The organism is Synechocystis sp. FACHB-383 (assembly GCF_014698605.1).
Lineage (GTDB): Bacteria > Cyanobacteriota > Cyanobacteriia > Cyanobacteriales > Microcystaceae > Synechocystis > Synechocystis salina.
The window spans coordinates 58,222-76,266 of the sequence record NZ_JACJTJ010000037.1 but is presented as its reverse complement, the minus strand read 5'-3'; the positions used below and the strand labels follow the sequence as shown (position 1 = coordinate 76,266).

Annotated in this window: 17 protein-coding genes and 1 other RNA gene; 7 read left to right on the top strand and 11 right to left on the bottom strand. The window is 48.1% G+C overall.

What is annotated here, in order from left to right:
* The first annotated feature begins 721 nt into the window (after positions 1–721).
* Positions 722–2,116, top strand: coding sequence for a two-component system sensor histidine kinase Hik34 (gene hik34, locus H6G45_RS10730; protein ID WP_190598433.1), 1,395 nt, complete (start codon positions 722–724; stop codon positions 2,114–2,116).
* Between the two features lie 17 nt (positions 2,117–2,133).
* Here hik34 and H6G45_RS10725 read toward each other — a convergent pair whose 3' ends face one another.
* Positions 2,134–3,429, bottom strand: a complete 1,296-nt coding sequence (locus H6G45_RS10725; protein ID WP_199309698.1) for a serine hydrolase — start codon at positions 3,427–3,429, stop codon at positions 2,134–2,136.
* A gap of 123 nt (positions 3,430–3,552) precedes the next feature.
* Between H6G45_RS10725 and H6G45_RS10720 the strand changes: the two genes are divergently transcribed.
* From H6G45_RS10720 to ssrS, 4 genes are all read left to right on the top strand, one after another.
* On the top strand, positions 3,553–3,732 hold the full coding sequence (locus H6G45_RS10720) for a hypothetical protein (protein ID WP_190598432.1): 180 nt from the start codon (positions 3,553–3,555) through the stop codon (positions 3,730–3,732).
* Between the two features lie 48 nt (positions 3,733–3,780).
* Positions 3,781–4,827, top strand: a complete 1,047-nt coding sequence (locus H6G45_RS10715; protein WP_190598431.1) for a DUF3326 domain-containing protein — start codon at positions 3,781–3,783, stop codon at positions 4,825–4,827.
* A gap of 6 nt (positions 4,828–4,833) precedes the next feature.
* Positions 4,834–5,418 (top strand): type II CAAX endopeptidase family protein, encoded by a 585-nt coding sequence (locus tag H6G45_RS10710; protein ID WP_190598430.1) that lies wholly within the window; start codon positions 4,834–4,836, stop codon positions 5,416–5,418.
* 127 nt (positions 5,419–5,545) lie between these two features.
* Positions 5,546–5,731: non-coding RNA, 6S RNA (ssrS, locus tag H6G45_RS10705), on the top strand.
* A gap of 88 nt (positions 5,732–5,819) precedes the next feature.
* Here ssrS and H6G45_RS10700 read toward each other — a convergent pair.
* From H6G45_RS10700 to H6G45_RS10675, 6 genes are all read right to left on the bottom strand, one after another.
* Positions 5,820–6,923 (bottom strand): AI-2E family transporter, encoded by a 1,104-nt coding sequence (locus H6G45_RS10700; RefSeq protein ID WP_190598429.1) that lies wholly within the window; start codon positions 6,921–6,923, stop codon positions 5,820–5,822.
* Between the two features lie 145 nt (positions 6,924–7,068).
* Positions 7,069–7,449 carry a DUF4359 domain-containing protein gene (locus H6G45_RS10695; protein WP_190598428.1) on the bottom strand — a complete coding sequence of 127 codons (381 nt, stop codon included), beginning with the start codon at positions 7,447–7,449 and terminating at the stop codon, positions 7,069–7,071.
* The gene (locus H6G45_RS10690) at positions 7,449–8,411 is read right to left on the bottom strand and encodes a pentapeptide repeat-containing protein (RefSeq protein WP_190598427.1); all 963 of its coding nucleotides are present in this window, start codon (positions 8,409–8,411) and stop codon (positions 7,449–7,451) included. The genes H6G45_RS10695 and H6G45_RS10690 overlap by 1 nt, the downstream gene beginning before the upstream one ends.
* A 247-nt stretch (positions 8,412–8,658) precedes the next feature.
* Positions 8,659–9,261 carry a 3-isopropylmalate dehydratase small subunit gene (leuD, locus tag H6G45_RS10685; RefSeq protein ID WP_190598426.1) on the bottom strand — a complete coding sequence of 201 codons (603 nt, stop codon included), beginning with the start codon at positions 9,259–9,261 and terminating at the stop codon, positions 8,659–8,661.
* Positions 9,248–10,906, bottom strand: coding sequence for a CTP synthase (glutamine hydrolyzing) (gene pyrG, locus H6G45_RS10680; protein ID WP_190598425.1), 1,659 nt, complete (start codon positions 10,904–10,906; stop codon positions 9,248–9,250). The genes leuD and pyrG overlap by 14 nt, the downstream gene beginning before the upstream one ends.
* 118 nt (positions 10,907–11,024) lie before the next feature.
* Positions 11,025–11,561 (bottom strand): Uma2 family endonuclease, encoded by a 537-nt coding sequence (locus H6G45_RS10675; protein ID WP_228016650.1) that lies wholly within the window; start codon positions 11,559–11,561, stop codon positions 11,025–11,027.
* A 308-nt stretch (positions 11,562–11,869) separates the two neighbouring features.
* Between H6G45_RS10675 and H6G45_RS10670 the strand changes: the two genes are divergently transcribed.
* Positions 11,870–14,377: a sigma 54-interacting transcriptional regulator gene (locus H6G45_RS10670; RefSeq protein ID WP_190598423.1), complete on the top strand. Its 2,508-nt coding sequence runs from the start codon at positions 11,870–11,872 to the stop codon at positions 14,375–14,377.
* 103 nt (positions 14,378–14,480) lie between these two features.
* Here H6G45_RS10670 and H6G45_RS10665 read toward each other — a convergent pair whose 3' ends face one another.
* Both H6G45_RS10665 and pdxH read right to left on the bottom strand, forming a co-directional pair.
* Positions 14,481–15,560: a fatty acid desaturase gene (locus H6G45_RS10665; RefSeq protein ID WP_190598422.1), complete on the bottom strand. Its 1,080-nt coding sequence runs from the start codon at positions 15,558–15,560 to the stop codon at positions 14,481–14,483.
* Positions 15,561–15,838: 278 nt separating this feature from the next.
* Positions 15,839–16,483, bottom strand: a complete 645-nt coding sequence (gene pdxH, locus H6G45_RS10660) for a pyridoxamine 5'-phosphate oxidase (protein WP_190598436.1) — start codon at positions 16,481–16,483, stop codon at positions 15,839–15,841.
* A gap of 56 nt (positions 16,484–16,539) precedes the next feature.
* On the opposite strand from pdxH, the gene H6G45_RS10655 reads away from it, so the two are divergent.
* The gene (locus tag H6G45_RS10655; protein WP_190598421.1) at positions 16,540–17,364 is read left to right on the top strand and encodes a segregation/condensation protein A; all 825 of its coding nucleotides are present in this window, start codon (positions 16,540–16,542) and stop codon (positions 17,362–17,364) included.
* A gap of 110 nt (positions 17,365–17,474) precedes the next feature.
* Here the strand turns inward: H6G45_RS10655 and H6G45_RS10650 are convergent, their stop codons facing one another.
* Together H6G45_RS10650 and H6G45_RS10645 are read right to left on the bottom strand one after the other, a co-directional pair.
* Positions 17,475–17,708, bottom strand: a complete 234-nt coding sequence (locus tag H6G45_RS10650) for a YgiT-type zinc finger protein (RefSeq protein ID WP_190598420.1) — start codon at positions 17,706–17,708, stop codon at positions 17,475–17,477.
* A complete protein-coding gene (locus tag H6G45_RS10645) occupies positions 17,686–18,030 on the bottom strand; it encodes a DUF4258 domain-containing protein (protein WP_199309697.1) in 345 nt (114 codons plus the stop codon). The genes H6G45_RS10650 and H6G45_RS10645 overlap by 23 nt, the downstream gene beginning before the upstream one ends.
* Between the last annotated feature and the right edge of the window lie 15 nt (positions 18,031–18,045).

Sequence of the window (18,045 nt, the reverse complement as noted above, 5' to 3'; positions counted from 1 at the left end):
TGGGCGAGACTAAAACGTTATGTTTCCCAACTTGTTAGTAAGGGAGAATCGCTAATTTCTGCATTGGATATAGCTTTGCGAGAATTGTCCTAACTATCTCGTTCTTTGCTATAGTTAAAAAATATTGGCATTAAAATATTTTCATTAACTCTCACTAGTCTCTTCCTCAAAAGCGATAAAGCTGTGGCCAGTTTTGGCATCAACGAGGGAATTACGATGTTTTTCTTAGGGGAATAGAGTGGAGATCGGTTACTTAAAAATAACGGGGTGACGAAGTTCTTCCGCTGGATATGCTCGCCGTAGGAAAACAATTGGTCCGAGTGGTTGATGCTACCAATGCAAAACCTTAATTAGGTAATTAGATTTTAAAACCGCATAAATTCATAGTTTCTATCTGATCGTATCTCTGCCAATGATCATAGTGTTAACGCATTACAAAAATGATCGGAGAATTAATGGAGTTTTCCCCTGGTCAGGATGGATAGCGGTGCAAATTTGTCATCACTTCTTCGCGCTTTTGCGTCCATCCGTCGGATCTTGTTCGGTTTTACGCCTAAGGGGGAAAGGAAAATCGGCTTACCATCAGGGGGAGAGGCCACACCAACACTGCTGAGTCTGTTAAATTGCAGTGGCAAAAAGTTTGCTATCTCCTTGCCCCTTTCAGATCTCCATCGCCCGCTATTACCGTTGTTGATTTTCCCTACCTAAAAATCTGGTTCCCGTGAATGAAGTTTGCCTAAAGTTGAGTGATTTGTTTGTGTCTTCCGGTTGGGGAGGATATGACCGGGGGCGGGCTCCCCAGTGGGCCCATCCCAAAGCCCAGCAACAATGGTTTGGGGCGATCGCCGCTTTGGAGCCATTTTTAAGGCAGACTTTACCCAATGTAGGGGGGGAATTTCCGGGAATTTGTTTGGCTGGCCCTGCTCCGGTGCTCAAAGATGCGGTGCTGGTGCGAAATTTTTACCAAGGCATTACCACTTCCTGGGAGGAGTTTTCCCCTTGGCCCTGTTTAGTTGGTGAGGAATCTGAATGGAGTCCAACCCCTGCCATGCGGGAAATTCCCCTGTTTCCCCAGGATCCCTTGGCGGAAGAACAATTTTGCTGGCTGATGACCCCCCAATTTGGTTTGTTATTGCTGTTGGGTAAGAATGAGCAGGGTTTAGCCCAGTTTTACTGGAGTTTTGACCCGGAGATTTTGCAACAAGCTTGGTTTAGTCTCCAGACTCGTCTCAAGTACGGACTAGGCTCTGACCTGCCCCTCTTACAAAAAGCCATAGCGGCCTTTAATTTTCCCCAGCCCGATTTCCGTTTGGTGACTTACTTCGGGCAGTTAATGCTGGACTATCAGCCCAATCTCCATAATCTTCCCCCACTGCAGGAACAGGAAGCGGCGGAACCATCCCCAGACGTGGAACTGCTCCAAGCTTTAACCCATGAGGTGCGCACTCCCCTAACTAGTATTCGCACCCTGACCAAGTTGTTGTTGCGTCGTAAAGATCTTTCCCCAGAAGTGCTCAAACGAATTGAATCCATTGACCGGGAGTGTAGTGATCAAATCAGCCGCATGGATCTGATTTTCCGAGCCACGGAATTGGAGTCAACTCCCCTGCCAGAATTGGTGGTGCCCCTGACAGTCACGTCCCTGGAAGCAGTGTTTCAAGCCGGGATTCCCCGCTGGCAAAAACAGGCCCAACGCTACAACGTCAATTTACAAGCGCAGATTCCCCATTCCTTGCCCCAGGTGTGGAGTAACCCCAGTTTGTTGGACCAGGTGTTGGGGGGCATGATTGAAAAATTTGTGCGGAATTTCAACGGAGGCGGAGAAATTCATTTAAAAATCACCACCGCCGGGGACCAATTAAAGGTGCAGTTCCATACCCAGTCGGTGCACCAAGCCAATCCCGTCAAGGCCCTGGGAGAATTGCTCATGTTCCAGCCGGAAACAGGTTGCCTGAGTTTAAATTGGGACGTGACCAAAAACCTTTTTCAACTACTGGGGGGTAAGTTGATCGTGCGGCGGCGATCGCCATCGGAGGAGGTGCTGACCATTTACCTCAAATGTGAGCAGAGGACTGTGCCCATAGCCAACTATGGCAAGGCATTCACCGTAGTCTGAGTTCTAAACCCAGAGTTTTAATGACCTGAAAATCGTCGCCGTAACCCCGGGAGCATAAAAATCCAAATGCTAATGGCGATCGCCCCAGCCGCGATGGCCACTAAACCGGGTATGAGCCGAGACTGCCAAAATCGTTGCCTGGCCGCCGTCGTTAACTTACCGGTTTCCCAATAAACCCAATCATCCCCTAGGTCACTAGCTAGGTTACGGTTCCCCGATAGCAGCAGCACAATGCCATTACCCGTTGCTGGATTAACCCGCAAAGTGTGGTTCAGGGCAGGTACATTCCCTCCGTCATGACCCACAACATGGCCCCCATTGTCCGTGGTTTGGTATAGCATCATGCCCAAACCCCAAGTTCCCTCGGTGCCTGGCTGTGGTTCCGCCATGGCGTTGAGAGTCTCGGTGCTTAGGACAGGATTCCCTTGCAGAAGGGCTTGGGCAAATTTAACCATGTCAGCCAAACTGGCATAAAGAGAAGCCGCCCCCGTAGCAGTGAAATGGCGGGGAGTACTGGGTTGTAAATCTTCAGTAAAACTAGTGGCTAAATTGTCCGCCTGTCCCTGGGCAACAATGGTTTGCCAATCAAAATTGGCCCCGGTCATACCCAACGGGTTAAGGACTTGTGTCTGCATAAATTCAGCAAAGGACTTTCCCGTTACCTCTTCCACCAATAATTGCAGAACGGTGTAACCGCCACCGGAATAGCTAAACTCTTTTCCTGGTGGATAAACGGCTTCCACTCCCCTTGGTTCCCCAAAGGCCACATCGTTTGTTAGGGTCAAGGACTGTTCCAGGGTTTGCAATGGTTGCCCCGGCAAAAATCCCCCATAGCCAAAATGATCGTTCTGTCCACCGGTATGGCTCAACAGTTGGGCAATGGTTATCTCTGCTCGGTAAGGGCTATCAGCGGGAAACTGCCAACGCTGAAGGTAGGGCAACACTGGGTCGTCCAAATTAATCTGTCCTATTTCCACCAATTTCATTACCCCCCAGGCGGTGACCAGTTTACTTACGGAAGCCATTTGGTAGAGGGTATTTTCGGGTTTAATGGGGGAACGGGAATCAACATTCTCCACACCCACCGTATGTACGGTCTCTACTTTTCTATTCTGGATCAGGGCTAGGGCAGCACTGCCTAATTCCTTACCCTCCCCTTGGTTAAGGCGATCGGCCAAATATCGGTTAAGGGAAGCTTGATCGCCAGGAGTCAGGGGAGGATGGGAAAACCAAATACTTTCTCCCCATAACACTGTCCCCACTAATAAACTCCAGATTAGAAGGGAGGTAATGCCAACTACAACCTTTTTCAAGCTTTTGTTTTGCCCAAGTTAGCTTTGTGGTCAATTTGAGATTATAGCGAGAAATTCCTGGGGTTTTGCTAAGATCCAATCAGAGTTCCCTTTGTCTAGTCCCATACATCAGCCCAATCAACCATGACTACCCATTTCATCACTGCGGAAATTGACCTCCAGGAAAATCCCCTAGAACTGCAACGGGAAATTCAAGTGGAGTTGGCCAAACGGGGTGATCCCCTGCGGTGGGCGGTGACAGCGGTGGATAAAGAGCAACAAAAAGCCCAGGTGGAGGCGGTGGTGACGGTGACAGCGGTGTAGGAAGTCTAGAAGTTTAAATTTCACCAGTTCCAGTCTTTTACGGTTACTTTGAGTTATAACGTCACTTTAATCATTCCCACCGGGGTGGGGGCGGCCATTGGTGGTTACGCCGGGGATGCTTTGCCGATCGCCAGGGCCATGGCCCTAGTGTGTGATCGCCTAATTACCCATCCCAATGTATTGAACGGGGCTCAACTTTATTACCCCATACCTAATGCTCTTTATGTGGAAGGTTATGCCCTAGACCGCTTTGCCCAGGGGGATTGGGGTCTCGCACCAGGGCATCAAAATGCCATTGGACTGATTTTGGACCAGGGCATTGAAGAAGATTTGCGCTGGCGACATTTGCAGGTGGCGGACGGGGCCAGGGCCACCCTCGGTTTGACTCTGACGGATTATGTTGTTACGGATGAACCCCTGGGGGTGGAGTTGCGACTATCGGCCTCGGGGACGAGTTGGGGGACCATTGCCAATCCAGAAAGCTTATTGCGGGCGGCGGATAAGTTATTGACCCAGACCAAAGCCCAGGCGATCGCCGTTATTGCTCGCTTTCCCGACGACGTGGGCAGTCAAGTGCTAGCTGATTATCGCCATGGCCGGGGAGTGGATCCCTTGGCGGGGGCCGAAGCAGTCATTTCCCATTTGGTGGTGCGGCAGTTTCAGGTGCCCTGTGCCCATGCCCCAGCGTTGAGTCCCTTACCCCTGGATCCAGAGATTTCTCCCCGGTCGGCGGCGGAGGAATTGGGTTACACTTTTTTACCCTGTGTGTTGATGGGGCTGAGTCGGGCTCCCCACTACCAGAGATTTCCCGGCACCGATGGCCAAACCCTCTGGAGTCGGGACGTGAATGCGGTGGTTGTGCCCGCCAGTGCCTGCGGTGGTTCGGCCCTGATGAGTTTTAGCCAAACTTCTACCCGCATCATTGCGGTGGAAAATAACTCCACCCAGCTAGAAGTCTATGCCGAAGACCTAGGCATTTCTGTGGTTAGGGTAAACTCTTATTTAGAGGCGATCGGTGTGCTGTGTGCAGACCGTGCAGGCATTAACCTTGATTGTTTCCAACCGGATTTTCCCCTTCTTCACCGCCTACCCTGAGTATCTGTGTCTCCATCTAATAGTCCTTCCGAAATGGAACCCCTGAACCGTACCCAAATTTTGGGGGTGATGGGATTCACAGCGGTGTTACTGCTGATCATTGCTAAGCTTTGGCAATGGTGGGGGGATGTAACCCTGTTAAGGATAAGTTTAAATGCTCCGGATGCCCTGATAGGAGTAGGTTTAGCGGTGGCTATTATCCTGGCCAGTGGATTAATTTACCGACTTTGGCCTGCCTATCGAGCCAGTGCCGATGTCTATCTCGCCTTTGTCATTAAACCCTTGGTGTGGGCTGACCTACTCTGGTTGGGACTGTTGCCCGGCCTAAGCGAAGAATTACTATTTCGGGGAGTGATGTTATCGGCCCTAGGGGCTGGGGGGCTGGCCGTGGTGGTTTCCAGTTTAGTTTTTGGCGTATTGCACCTAAGCAGTGCTGAGCAGTGGCCCTATGTGGTTTGGGCGACAGTGGTGGGTTTGGTGCTGGGCTACGGGGCGATCGCCAGCGGTAATTTACTGGTGCCCATTGTGGCTCACATTCTCACCAACTGGGTTTCCAGTGCCCTCTGGAAATTCAACCATCGCCAAGGATAATCTGAATAGGGCCTAGATTGCCTGTGCTTAATGCCTTACCCAGGGGGACTGCTAGCCCAATTAACGTCCCGGTTTGGAGGCTAGTCCCATTGCCCGATCGCCAAAGGATCGGGTTATAATGGCAGGGAAGTAACTACCGCGTTGGTGACTGCCAACAACGTTTTTTGATCTATGCTTGAAAAATAAGGGTGTCTCTGTGCATTCTGCGTGGCAGTAGACCGGGCTCGTACCCGGAAACGAAAACGGGAATTGATGACTCCCCCCTGGTTACACCAGGTCATAAACTGAGGTAAAACGGCGTGGTGGTGCTTCTTCTCAGCTTTTCAGGTTTTTGCTTGCTCTTACATCTGGTTTGAGCTAGGTTGTCTCAAATTTTCTGTCATCCCACATACGTTCCCACCCTAAGCAAGGGACTCCGGCAGTATCTCCGGCGGATCCTGGGGCTTAGGTTCAGTGAGATCAGTTTTTCCAGCCCGCACATCATCAACCACTTTCTTGATCACACTGGCGATCGGGACTGCCAGCAGCACTCCCAGCAAACCGGCTATTTCTGCCCCGACAAAGATTGAAATCAAGATCCAGACCGGATTTAAGCCAATTTTATCCCCCATTAATTTGGGTGCCACACCGTTGTCGGTGATTTGATCAATAACAATGGCACTGACGAAAAATTTCACTGCCACCACCCAACCATTTAAAACTAAAACCACAGTGCCAATAAAGGTTACCACCGCCCCAGCAAAGGGAATCAAACTGGCCAAACCCAAACTAAAGGCGAAAAGAATACTGTAGGGAATGCCTAAAGCGGCAAAAACCACCAAGCGAGCTAGGCTAGACCCCGACGCCAGAATTAAGCGACTAATAAAATAATCCCGGAAAATTTCACTGGCATATTGGGGAATTTTTTTCTCCCAGGGAGAGGGTAACCAACTCAGAATTCCTTGCCAAAAACCATCCCCCCCCACTAATAAAAAAATAGTTAACACCAAGATCACTAGGGTATCCACCACGCCCCCAATGGTTTCGGTCAATACTTTCAGACTAATTTGCCCAATGCGGTCCAATTCTTTGCTCAAGGCAACGTAGGTCTTTTGCAATAGGTCATCAATATTGATCCCCATGCCATCCAGGGTTAGGGCGAAAGTAGAGTTGCGCAAATTATCTAAATGGTCTTTACTGGCACTGAGCCAATGGGGAATATCCTGGGAAAGATTACTCAATTGACTGGCCATTAAAGGGACTATCGTAATTCCCCCCAGGGCGATCAGTGCAAAACTGATGGTAATGACCGCAAAAATTGCCAACCGTTTACCAATACCCTTGCTAACTAAAAAACCAATGGTTAACTTGAGCAAGAAAGTCACTAAGGTCGCAATAATGATGTAGTCAAAGAGGTCACGGAAACGATCAATGATCAGAGTTAACAAAACCCCATTCAAAAAGAGGATGGGGAAAACGAGCGTAATCTTGAGCCAACTTGGTAGAGATTTAATTAACTCTGTCATTATCAACAACCAACAAAGGGAAAGATTAAAATAACAATTACACAACAGCAATAGTCGGACAAAATTAATTAATCAAACTTAACTACCTGGTTAACAATGCTGTTCCGCCTGGGCTCTCTTTTGGCGCCATCCATCGGTCACCTGTTTACATCTCCATGGCTTGGTAGGTATAAAACTGTTTCATTACCCCAATGGTTTGAAACTCGTAGGTAGGGAAAGGATCCGGCAGAGCTAGGGTGGTTTCGTAAATGCTAAACAACAAAAAATTTTGCTGATTAGTGGTTTGGGCGATGACTTGCTTAATTTGCGGTTGCCCCGCATCCACCAAGGTTTTGCAATAACTCTGCACGAAGCCGCCGAAATCCGCCGGTGCTTTAGGACAAATCTCGGTTTTCAGATAGGTGCTGAGGGTCTCTACGGCATAGTCTTCATAGTCCGGCTTACCAGGATTGCCGATCGCCATCAGGGCTCCACTAGCCAATACCATCATCCCCCCGACTACCACAAAAACCGAAAACACTTTCATTAGGGATGCACGCTCCCATCCGGCATAATTGTTTTCGCTAAGTTTATACTGCTGATGTGACTATTTTGAAAACTGACATTACGCAAATCGGCCCCCTGCAAACAGGCATCGACTAGATTGGCTCCCCGTAGTATTGCCCCTGCTAACAGGGTCTTGCGCAGGGAAGCATAGTCAAAATTAGCATTTTGGAAATTAGTCCCCTGAAAAACAGCGCTCCGCAGAGCACACCCCGCAAAGTTAATCTGATTACCGGCCAGGTTAGCTTTGAGACTGATTTCCGATAGGTTAATCAAACTGAGGTTAACTTCCTTCATCAATGCCCTCGCCAAATTTGCTCCCTTCAAGTTAGCTTGACTAAGGTCGGCTCTCTGTAAAAAAGCTTCCTCCACTTTACCGTGACGCAATTGTGACTGACTTAGATCCGCCTTATAGAAGCTGGCGTGGTCGAAGTTGGCTTTGCGAAAGTCTCCTCCGTCTAGATCAGCCCGGCTAAAATTTGCCTGCGCTAAATCGATACGGCTAAGATCCGCCCCACTCAAATCCGCCCTGGCAAAGTTCACCCCCTCAAGGACCGCCCCCTGGAAATTAGTTTCCACTAGGTTAGCCCCCTCCAGATTAGTGCGAATCAGTTTAGCTTGTTTGAGTTTGGCATAGGCTAAATTGGCTCCCCTGAGGTTGCAGTCGGTGAAGTCCACCCAAGTTAGGTCTGAGTAGCTCAAATCTATGCCAGTTAAGTCTGCTCGACAGAACCGCACCCCCATCAGGCGGGCATGGCTGAGGTCAGTGCGGCGCAGTTGGGCTCGGGAAAAGTTACTGCCACTGAAATTGCCATACTCCAGCAGGGCCCGATTGAGGATGATATCGGGTAAATCGGACTGGATTAGGTCGGCGTGGTGTAGGGTAATGCAACTAAAGTCCCTGGTGCCTTGACCATATTGCCAAAGAAGTTGCTCGGTTTCCATTGTTTCCTGACGTGTGGTGGGAGTGGAAAGCAAAACTGCGGCTAGGCATAAACCAGCCCTATCGACATAGTGCCCAAAAAAGTTAACCTACTGATGCCCATAGCGGAAAAGCAATGGCTCCCGGAGGGGGAGGTGACAAGATTGTATTTTGCCCCCCAAGGGCGGTCAGCAAATTACCGATAGTCCTCCGGATTCTTTTACTTTTTTACCGGCCAATGGTTTGGCTAGGGGGAGTTTTTAACCCGTTCTAAGCGGCACCGGCGGTCCAGTGCAGATAGGGGAGTTTTTGGGCCGTGGCGACAATTTGATTGCAGTTTTGCACCAGTTGCCCACAGGTGTCCCATTGGCCATCCAGCAGCATTTGCTGGGCTCCGTCGGAAAGCACAATGGCAAAATTTTGCTTGCCGTAGTTCACGGAAGCGGTGGTTAAATCTAAACTCACTGGCAAATTAGGATCCGCTGTGATGGCTTGCTGTAAATCAGTAACCTGTTGATGGGAGGCGGTGACACAGGGCACCCCATTGGCCAAACAATTTCCTAAAAAGATTTCGGCAAAACTTTCCCCGATGATGGCTTTGATGCCCCATTTGATAATGGCTTGGGGGGCGTGCTCCCGACTAGAGCCACAGCCAAAGTTACGGTTGACCACCAAAATAGTTGCCTGTTGGTATTGCGGTAGGTCAAAGGGATGATTTCCCCCCTGTTGTTGGCGATCGTCAGCAAAGACGTGTTCCCCCAGGCCGTCAAAGGTGACGCACCGCAAAAAGCGGGCAGGAATGATGCGGTCAGTGTCGATGTCGTCCCCCACTAGGGGCAGGGCCTTACCCTGGATTTCTTTAACTTGGCTCATGGTCTTCGGTAACGGTGTGGCAGTTAATCGCTATCTTAGCAGGGGCATTGCGATGTTTTAAGATGGCGTTGATGAAGCCGCCAAAGAGGGGATGGGCTTGGTTGGGACGGGAATGAAATTCGGGATGAAATTGACAGGCAATGAAAAAGGGATGGTGGGGATATTCAATGATTTCCACTAGGCGGCCGTCGGGGGAGGTGCCACTGACGACAAAGCCAGTATCGGTGAATTGGTTGCGGTATGAGTTATTAAATTCATAACGGTGGCGGTGGCGTTCGTACACTACTTCCTTCTGGTAGAGAGAAAAAGCGAGGGTGTCTGGGGCAATGCGACAGGGGTAGAGACCCAAACGCATGGTTCCCCCCAGGTCCACCACGTCCTGTTGTTCAGGCAAGAGGTTAATGACCGGATTGGGGGTTTCCGTTTCAAATTCGGCACTGTTGGCCTCCGGCAATTTGGCTACGTTCCTAGCCCATTCGATGACAGAGCACTGCATACCCAAACAAAGCCCCAAAAAGGGCAGTTGATTTTCCCGGGCATACTCGATCGCCTGAACTTTGCCGTCCACGCCCCGAATGCCAAAACCGCCGGGCACCAATACTCCGTCAACTTCTTTCAGAAAAGTGGCTGCTCCCTGGGCTTCAATTTCTTCCGCACTGACCCAACGCAGGTTAAGTTTGCTGTCACTGGCGATCGCCGCATGGCCGAGGGCTTCCACCACGGAGAGATAGGCATCGCTGAGTTGAACATATTTACCCACCAACGCCACAGTAATTTCATGGTGGGGAGACTGCATTTTTTCCACCAGGGATTGCCATTGGGACAGATCGGGCGATCGATTTTCCATTCTCAGCAACTCTAGGGCCTGGTGGGCTAATCCTTCTTTTTCCAGGATTAACGGTACCTCATAGATACTGCTGGCATCCTGGCAAGTAATCACCGATTCCACCGGCACGTCACAGAATTCCGATAACTTTTCCTTCATGCCCGGATGTAAAGGGCGATCGCAACGACAAACCAAAACATCCGGCTGAATACCGATGGAACGCAACTCCTTAACCGAGTGTTGGGTGGGCTTGGTTTTCATTTCCTTGGCGGCGGGAATCCAGGGAATGAGCGTAACGTGCATGTAAATAACGTTATGACGACCCACCTCCTTGCGGAACTGACGGATCGCTTCCAAAAAGGGGAGGGATTCAATGTCCCCCACGGTGCCCCCAATTTCTGTGATCACCACATCGGGATTGGTATTTTGGGCTACCCGGAGAATTCTTTCTTTAATTTCGTTGGTGATGTGGGGAATAACCTGCACCGTGCCCCCCATGTAGGCTCCCCGTCGTTCCTTATTGATCACCGCCTGGTAAATGGAACCGGTGGTAACACTATTGAGGCGAGACATGGAAGTATCGGTAAAGCGCTCGTAATGTCCCAGGTCTAAATCCGTTTCTGCCCCATCTTCGGTGACAAAGACCTCCCCATGTTGAAAGGGACTCATGGTGCCGGGGTCCACGTTGATGTAGGGGTCGAGCTTGAGGATGGAAACGGAATAATGGCGGGATTTCAGTAACCGTCCTAGACTAGCGGCCACAATGCCTTTACCAATGCTGGATACCACCCCTCCAGTCACAAAAACAAACTTCGACATTGGCCAAACTTCCTCAAATTGCGCTTAAATCCCCGCCCATTCTACCGGAGATGTTAGCCTGGGGATCCAAGAAAGCGGTGGGGAATGCCCATGACTCCGATTACTGTTTGAGCGCCATTCACCAAATTTTTGCCATAGTTAACTCAAAGCCAACTAGTTCTGGCTCAGCACTTACAGTTAGTGGATTGTCTAAAATTTCCGGGTCTTGATGGGGACGATAAACATGGACTTGATGATTTTGACGATCAATTAACCAAGCTAATCTAGTTCCATTAGCAATATACTCATCCATTTTCTTCTGCAGGCTGGATAGGGTGTCACTTGATGAGCGTAACTCGACGACAAAATCTGGACAAATGGGAGCAAAAGAAGCCTTTTGTTTGTTGGTCAATTGATTCCATTTTGTCAGTTTAATCCAGGCCACATCAGGGGAACGGATCGCACCATTAGGCAAAGTAAAACCTGAACTAGAATCAAAACCAAGCCCTGTTCCATCTTGTTCGATCCATTTCCAGAGTTGGGCGGCAAGGTTAAAATTCCGATTGCCTGTATCCGAGAAGGCGGGGGGCATAATAATTACTTCTCCCTTGGCAGTACGTTCGATGCGCAGACCGCGGTTTGCTAAACAAAATTCATAAAATTGTTGCTCTGTCATCGATACGATTGATGGAAAATCAATTGTTAAGGGTTCAGAACTTATTTGCACAAGCAACCTTGTCATGGCTTACATCCGCCGGAAACACAATAAATCAAATGAAAAAATAATTAAATGTAATAAATTGAAACAAAGTTAGAGCTAATTGACTAAAATTTCAATCTTGCGCTAATCTAAGTTGACTATTGACTTAACTCAAGGGCAATATCATTATTTTTTGTCTTTGATAGTCAGATTTTCAAACATTAACATTTATCACTCAAGCAAGTCCAATTTTGTCAGAATGGCCTAGTTTTAGAGGTTTTGTCATGACCGATCGCCTTTCCCTTTTGCTTTCCTGGCTCCGACAGCGGACGGAATTAGGCCAGCTTGCCCCGGAGATTCTGGAGGCGATCGCCAGCCAATTAATGGAATTTTCCTTAGCTAAAGGGGAAAGTCTACCCAAAAATCGGGATCAGGGAACGGACTTGTACATCCTTGGCCAAGGACAGTTGGAGTCCAGTGCCAGAAAATTTTGCTTATTACCAGGGGCAATCATTAATCTAGAGGCATTCATGATTGATAGTCCCCTAGAACAGGATTTAGTTGCCCTCACTGACTGTCAATTATGGTATTTACCGGGGCAAAAAATGCGGCAATTGCTCCAGGATTATCCCCAAATAACCCAGGCGTTTTCCCAACAGTTAGTGCAAGAACTTAGGGAACTGAATGCCCAATTATTCTTTGAGCAGGAAAAACAGAAGATTTTGCGCCCCTACCTCGTCCCCGCCGCTAAGCGGGCCATTATGGGCAAAAGTCGCTACGCCCAAAAGCTCCGGGAACAAATTAAAACGGTATCAACAGACCAAAAGCCGGTGTTGCTGTTCGGGGAGCCAGGGCTGGAGAAGGATAACACCGCCGCCCTAATTCATTTTGGCTCAGCCCAAGCCCAACGGTCAGCAATGGTGAAAGTTAACTGTGCCTTACTATCCGCCAGTGGCCAAGAGCTTTTTGGCACCAATCAGGGGAAATCTGGAATTCTAGACGCCTTGGGCCAGGGCACCTTACTGTTGAACAATATCCAGGAATTGCATCCCCAACTTTTACCGGCGATCGCCAATTTAATTTGTGAAGGCATTTACCAGCCTGTGGCCACAACGGGAGAGACAGAGCCAACTTTTCGCCATAGTCAAGCCAAGGTAATTGCCATTGCTGAAAATATTATTCCCAAACTTACCCCCCTCTTTGCCAACACTATTAAAATTCCCCCTTTACGGGTGAGAAAAGCGGATATTGAAGACTACGTTGACTATTATCTCAGCTTAATTTGTCGCTCCAAAGGCATCGAAGTTCCCAACCTTGCACCGGAGGCCCTGCGCCGCTTACAAGCTTACGATTTTCCTAATAATATTCGAGAATTAAATAATCTGGTGGAACGGGCGGTCACCCAATTACAAGGGGAAAAAGTAATTACCGAGGAAATTATTTGGCCCTCCCAAAGCAAGAAACAATTATTTCGCCTTAATTTACTCAATCGTTATCCCCGATTGCGGCAATTCTTACGCAGTGCTTGGTGGCCAGATCGCCTCAATTATGGTTTCACTGTGTTTGCTTTCCCTGTTATTGTGGCCATCCTTTTCCTGGGACCTCAAACTAGGGATCAAAATTTTGCTTTGAATTTATTTTGGGCTTGGTGGTGGCCGCTAGTACTATTGGGATTTATTTTTGTTGGTCGACTTTGGTGTGCTGTTTGTCCTTTTATGATTTATGGAGAAATCACCCAAAAACTATCCCTCTGGCTCTGGCCCAGGAAACTGAAAAAATGGCCAAGGCAGGCGGCAGAAAATTGGGGTGGTTGGTTTCTTTTTGCCCTTTTTGTCCTAATTTTACTCTGGGAAGAACTGTGGAATTTGGAAAATACCGCTTACCTATCTGCTTGGTTATTGTTGTTAATCACCGGAGGGGCCATGGTTTGCTCCGTGATTTTTGAGCAAAGATTTTGGTGTCGTTACCTGTGTCCCATTGGCGGCATGAATGGCATGTTTGCTAAATTAGCTATTACCGAATTGCGGGCCCAACAGGGAACTTGTTCGGCGGAATGTACTACCTACCAATGCTATAAGGGAGGTCCCGCCAAAGGGGAAGGGCAAGCGACGGAAGGCTGTCCCTTGGGCACCCACCCAGCCCAACTAACAGACAATCGGGACTGTGTACTATGTATGACTTGCTTAAAAGCCTGTCCCCATCGTTCAGTGGAATTTAATCTACGTCCCCCGGCGATCGCCATTGTTACGACCCATACTGTGCGCCCCTACGAAGTTGCATTATTGTTATTACTGCTTAATAGCGTTTTACTGAGGAGATTACCGGAATTTATCGAAGTATGGCATTTGCCACCAGCGGGTACATTCATTAACCATGGTTTGCTCTCCCTCGGCTTGCTATTTTTACCAGCTTTACTGCCACTGATAGCCTATTTTTTGATTCCCACTCCTAAAGTTGGGCAAAAAATTCCTTTCATTAACCTAGCCTACGGTTTATTGCCCCTCACTTTAGCGGCCAACTTGGCCCATTATCTCAACTTGGGCTTGGGGGAAGCAGGGCAGGTGTTGACCCTAGTACCAAAAACTTTCCACTGGTCTTTGCCCTTTGACTTACCAATGTTAGTAGCGGATCCGGCGGCGATCGCCTTTTTGCAAGGTCTGCTTCTTTTAGCGGGGGTGCTTTGGTCAATTTTTCTCAGTCAACAGTTGAGCAAACAGTCTTTTTTCAATCTTCTCCCCCACCATGGCACCGTTGTCGGTTTAATGCTCATCTTTTGGCAGGTTATTGTTTGAATATTTTAAAAAGTTTTGAACCTGATACGCACTGTTAATGGGGCGATCGGGGGGAATAATACCATCTGATATTTCCTTCCCTCCCGAAATTAGTTTGATTCAATTAGGATTTCTTTTGACACCCTCCATTGGATGGGGATTGGTAATATACCCTTGAACCTTGATCCGGTACAAAATGGCACGCCCAATAGGATTTAAAAAAAGCTTGCCAAATTGGCTCGTCGGAATAGCGATAATACTCCCCTAAAATGGGCTTGATGGCTTCCGTCGCCCGACGTAATTTGTAGTGGGGCATATTCAAGAAAATATGGTGGGCAACGTGGGTACCGATGTCATGGTGAATGGAATTAATGAAACCGTAGTCCCGGTCAATGGTGGAGAGGGCACCTTTAAGAAAATACCAATCATCACCGCGATACCAAGGGATATCGTCTTCGGTGTGATGCAAAAATGTGACCAGGTCTAGCCACACCACAAATACGATGTAGGGTGCAACATAAAATTTCAGCAAAAATAGCCAGCCGAATTGGAAAGTTAAAAAACCAAGGAAGCCAACAAAAGTTGCGAGTAAAAGACTACTGGTGAGAACAGCCCATTTTTCTCCGGGACGGAATAGGGGACTGTTAGGCATGAAATGGGAGCCTTCCCGATCTGGCGATCGCCGAAAGAGATAAATAGGGTAAGCAATCAGAGGCAGGTAGAAACGTAACAGTTTTTCATACCAGGCCATTTGGTTATATTTTTGCTCCGACACTGGATACCAACTTTCATCGGTGTCGATATTGCCCGTGTTGGCATGGTGAGTGCGGTGACTGATGCGCCAGCCGTGGTAGGGCACCAAAATTGGCGTGTGACTGAGGTGGCCAATCCAATTATTCAGAGTTTTGGATTTGGAAAACGAACCATGGCCACAATCATGACCCACCACAAACAGAGACCAGAAAAGGGTCCCCTGGATCAGCCAAAAGATGGGATAGAAGAACCAGGAATCAAGATAGGCCGCTAGGGCGTAAAAGCCGGCAATTAAACCAACATCCAAAAAAAAGTAGCCCAGGGAGCGGACCACTGATGGCTCGAAACAATCCGCTGGGATGGCGCTTCTGAGCTCTTGGAGGGTAAAGGGTAATTCTTCAGTTTTGAGGAAAGGGGGTTTTGTTTGAGGCGAGGGAATTTCTAGACGCACGTATTTATCTTAAGGGCCATGATGGCAAAACAATCTTCTGATTCTAGCCTAAATGTTAAAAAATGTTAAAAAATGACCCCCATTAGAGACGAAGATTCAGGAGCGAGATCAATCTTGACTACCACAGAGGGCAAAGTAAGGAAAACATCCGATTCAAATTTGCGTCGAGAAAGGAGGCTAAAGCATTTAAATGTACACAAATACATGGGCTTGATAATTTTTATTGACCACACTGTCGAAGTTTTAGGTCAGTAGTGGCATGGGAGCAGGCTTAACTTCTACGGCGCTAATCTCTCTTTTTGCCATTGGCCATCAACTAAATTAAATTGCAAGCGGTCATGGAGGCGACTAGGACGACCTTGCCAAAATTCGATCCGATGGGGAATAACTCGAAATCCTCCCCAGTGCGCTGGTCGGGGGATGGATTGGCCAGCATAATGCTTTTCCCAAAGAGCTAAATTGTCTTCCAAAACCTGGCGATCTCCGACAATTTGACTTTGGGGAGAAGCCCAAGCACCCAATTGGGAACCCCGGGGTCGGGACTGAAAATAAGCATCGGACTCGGTGGGGTCAATTTTTTCCACCCGGCCATCCACCCGCACCTGTCTCTCCAGGGCCGCCCACCAAAATACTAATCCGGCCCAGGGATGAGCTGTTAACTGTTGTCCCTTCGCACTTTGATAGTTGGTGTAAAAAACAAAGCCCCGCTCATCCAAGCCCTTGAGCAGCACCATACGTCCCACCGGATGGCCTTCCGAGGAAAGGGTACTCAGGGTCATGGCATTGGGTTCTGGTAACTCAGCGGCGATCGCCTGTTGCAGCCAGGTATGAAATTGGGTAAAGGGATGGTCCGCCACCTCGGCCTCTGTTAAACCTCCCTGGGTATAGTTCAAGCGCAAATCCGCGAGGGAAACACCATCCATAAAGCCTGCGTCCTCCAACTGGTGATCTTCACAGCGGGCAGTTAACATAGGGAATTATGACACCATCTGCGGCGAGTCATGCCATTGATACCCTGATCGAAATGGCCCACCAAGGGGAGATTAACCCCTGGGATGTGTCAGTGATCGACGTGATTGATCGCTTTTTGCAGGATCTAGGCATTCTCAACAGCCTCGACCTAAGTTTTCAACAGCAAAATTTGCCCCGTTCTGGCCAAGCTTTTCTTTGGGCCTCCATGTTAGTGCGCTACAAGGCCGATAGCCTCCACAACTTGGAGCAGGAACCGGAAGAAGTTATACCCGAAGCAGATCTAGAAGGATGGAGCGAGGAGCAAATAGCTCGGTTACCAAGGGATTTAGAAAATCGTCTGCGTCGGCGCACTGCTGTCCCCCCTCTGCAACGTCGTCGAGTTACCTTAGCGGAATTAATCGATCAAATCGAGGCGATCGCCGTCGAGATCGAAAAAAGTGAACAAAAACCAAAGCGGGTGAAACGGGCCCGACCCCAATCCCGGCGAGAAGCTCTACAAATTATCACCGAATTAGCCCACCAAGAAAACTTAACCGAATTGGCTAGTCAATTGGAACAGTTTTTGCAAACTCGTCTGCCAGAAATTTTGCCCGATTTGCCCCATCGTTCCTGGGTAGATTTAGACACACTACTCCGTTGTTGGCATCACCATCTAGATCCAGATAAATTACCAGACAAAAAAGATAAAGTTGGTGTATTTTGGGCTTTACTACTATTAAGTTCTCAGTCAAAAGTATCTTTGACTCAGGAAGAATTTTACCAAGATTTACAAGTTCAAATTATTGATGATTCTGAAATGGAAAAAAGTAACGAGCAGCTTGAAATACTTTGATGAATATTAGTTTAGTTCTTGCCCAAAAAAAAGCTTGGCAAAATTTAGTGCTTTATTGATTTTATCCCAGACTAGATTTATGATTGTTCGCTAAGATATTTCCGCTGAAATCAGGCTACATTTTGTGAATTTTCCGAATAATTATAAACCGGAATTTGAATAAAACGGTCTGGTTCTTGACTGTCTAGAACGGTCCGTTGTAGGCACTCAACCGTTGCTGGTGAAAAAAACTGCTCTCCAGTTTCTTCATTAACTCGTGCTGGGACATTTTCAATAAGAATTAACCGACCATTTAAACTAAGAGTATAAGTTACCCTTTTTTCAACCAGAGTTTCGTTGTTCATCGTTGGTTTCCCTCCTTCGAGTAAATTGATGCTTCCATCTTTGTAAATTGGGTTCGTAAACAGTAATAATTTTAATGAGAGGACGATTTGGATAACTGCACTGTAAGTGAATTGGACGCTGCAATGCTGTAAATCCTGAAATCAAGCAACTGGGCCCATATTTATCATACGGATAATCCTCAATGATTTGACCGTTGGCAATGGCCATGCGAATTTCTTGAACTTGGATACGCCGTAGAATGGACTGATCGACGGCATGTCTAGAAAATTCAAATTCATCTTGAGCAAATTTTTGACGTATCTCTGTAATCAGCGTGGCCATTACTAGATTATTGAG

Bases quoted from the DNA above. Each gene is read 5' to 3' on its own strand.
- H6G45_RS10720 (WP_190598432.1), top strand. From the start codon at position 3,553: ATGACTACCCATTTCATCACTGCGGAAATTGACCTCCAGGAAAATCCC.
- H6G45_RS10700 (WP_190598429.1), bottom strand. From the start codon at position 6,923: ATGACAGAGTTAATTAAATCTCTACCAAGTTGGCTCAAGATTACGCTC.
- H6G45_RS10695 (WP_190598428.1), bottom strand. From the start codon at position 7,449: ATGAAAGTGTTTTCGGTTTTTGTGGTAGTCGGGGGGATGATGGTATTG.
- H6G45_RS10690 (WP_190598427.1), bottom strand. From the start codon at position 8,411: ATGGAAACCGAGCAACTTCTTTGGCAATATGGTCAAGGCACCAGGGAC.
- leuD (WP_190598426.1), bottom strand. From the start codon at position 9,261: ATGAGCCAAGTTAAAGAAATCCAGGGTAAGGCCCTGCCCCTAGTGGGG.
- pyrG (WP_190598425.1), bottom strand. From the start codon at position 10,906: ATGTCGAAGTTTGTTTTTGTGACTGGAGGGGTGGTATCCAGCATTGGT.
- H6G45_RS10675 (WP_228016650.1), bottom strand. From the start codon at position 11,561: ATGACAGAGCAACAATTTTATGAATTTTGTTTAGCAAACCGCGGTCTG.
- H6G45_RS10670 (WP_190598423.1), top strand. From the start codon at position 11,870: ATGACCGATCGCCTTTCCCTTTTGCTTTCCTGGCTCCGACAGCGGACG.
- pdxH (WP_190598436.1), bottom strand. From the start codon at position 16,483: ATGGATGGTGTTTCCCTCGCGGATTTGCGCTTGAACTATACCCAGGGA.
- H6G45_RS10655 (WP_190598421.1), top strand. From the start codon at position 16,540: ATGACACCATCTGCGGCGAGTCATGCCATTGATACCCTGATCGAAATG.
- H6G45_RS10650 (WP_190598420.1), bottom strand. From the start codon at position 17,708: ATGAACAACGAAACTCTGGTTGAAAAAAGGGTAACTTATACTCTTAGT.
- H6G45_RS10645 (WP_199309697.1), bottom strand. From the start codon at position 18,030: ATGGCCACGCTGATTACAGAGATACGTCAAAAATTTGCTCAAGATGAA.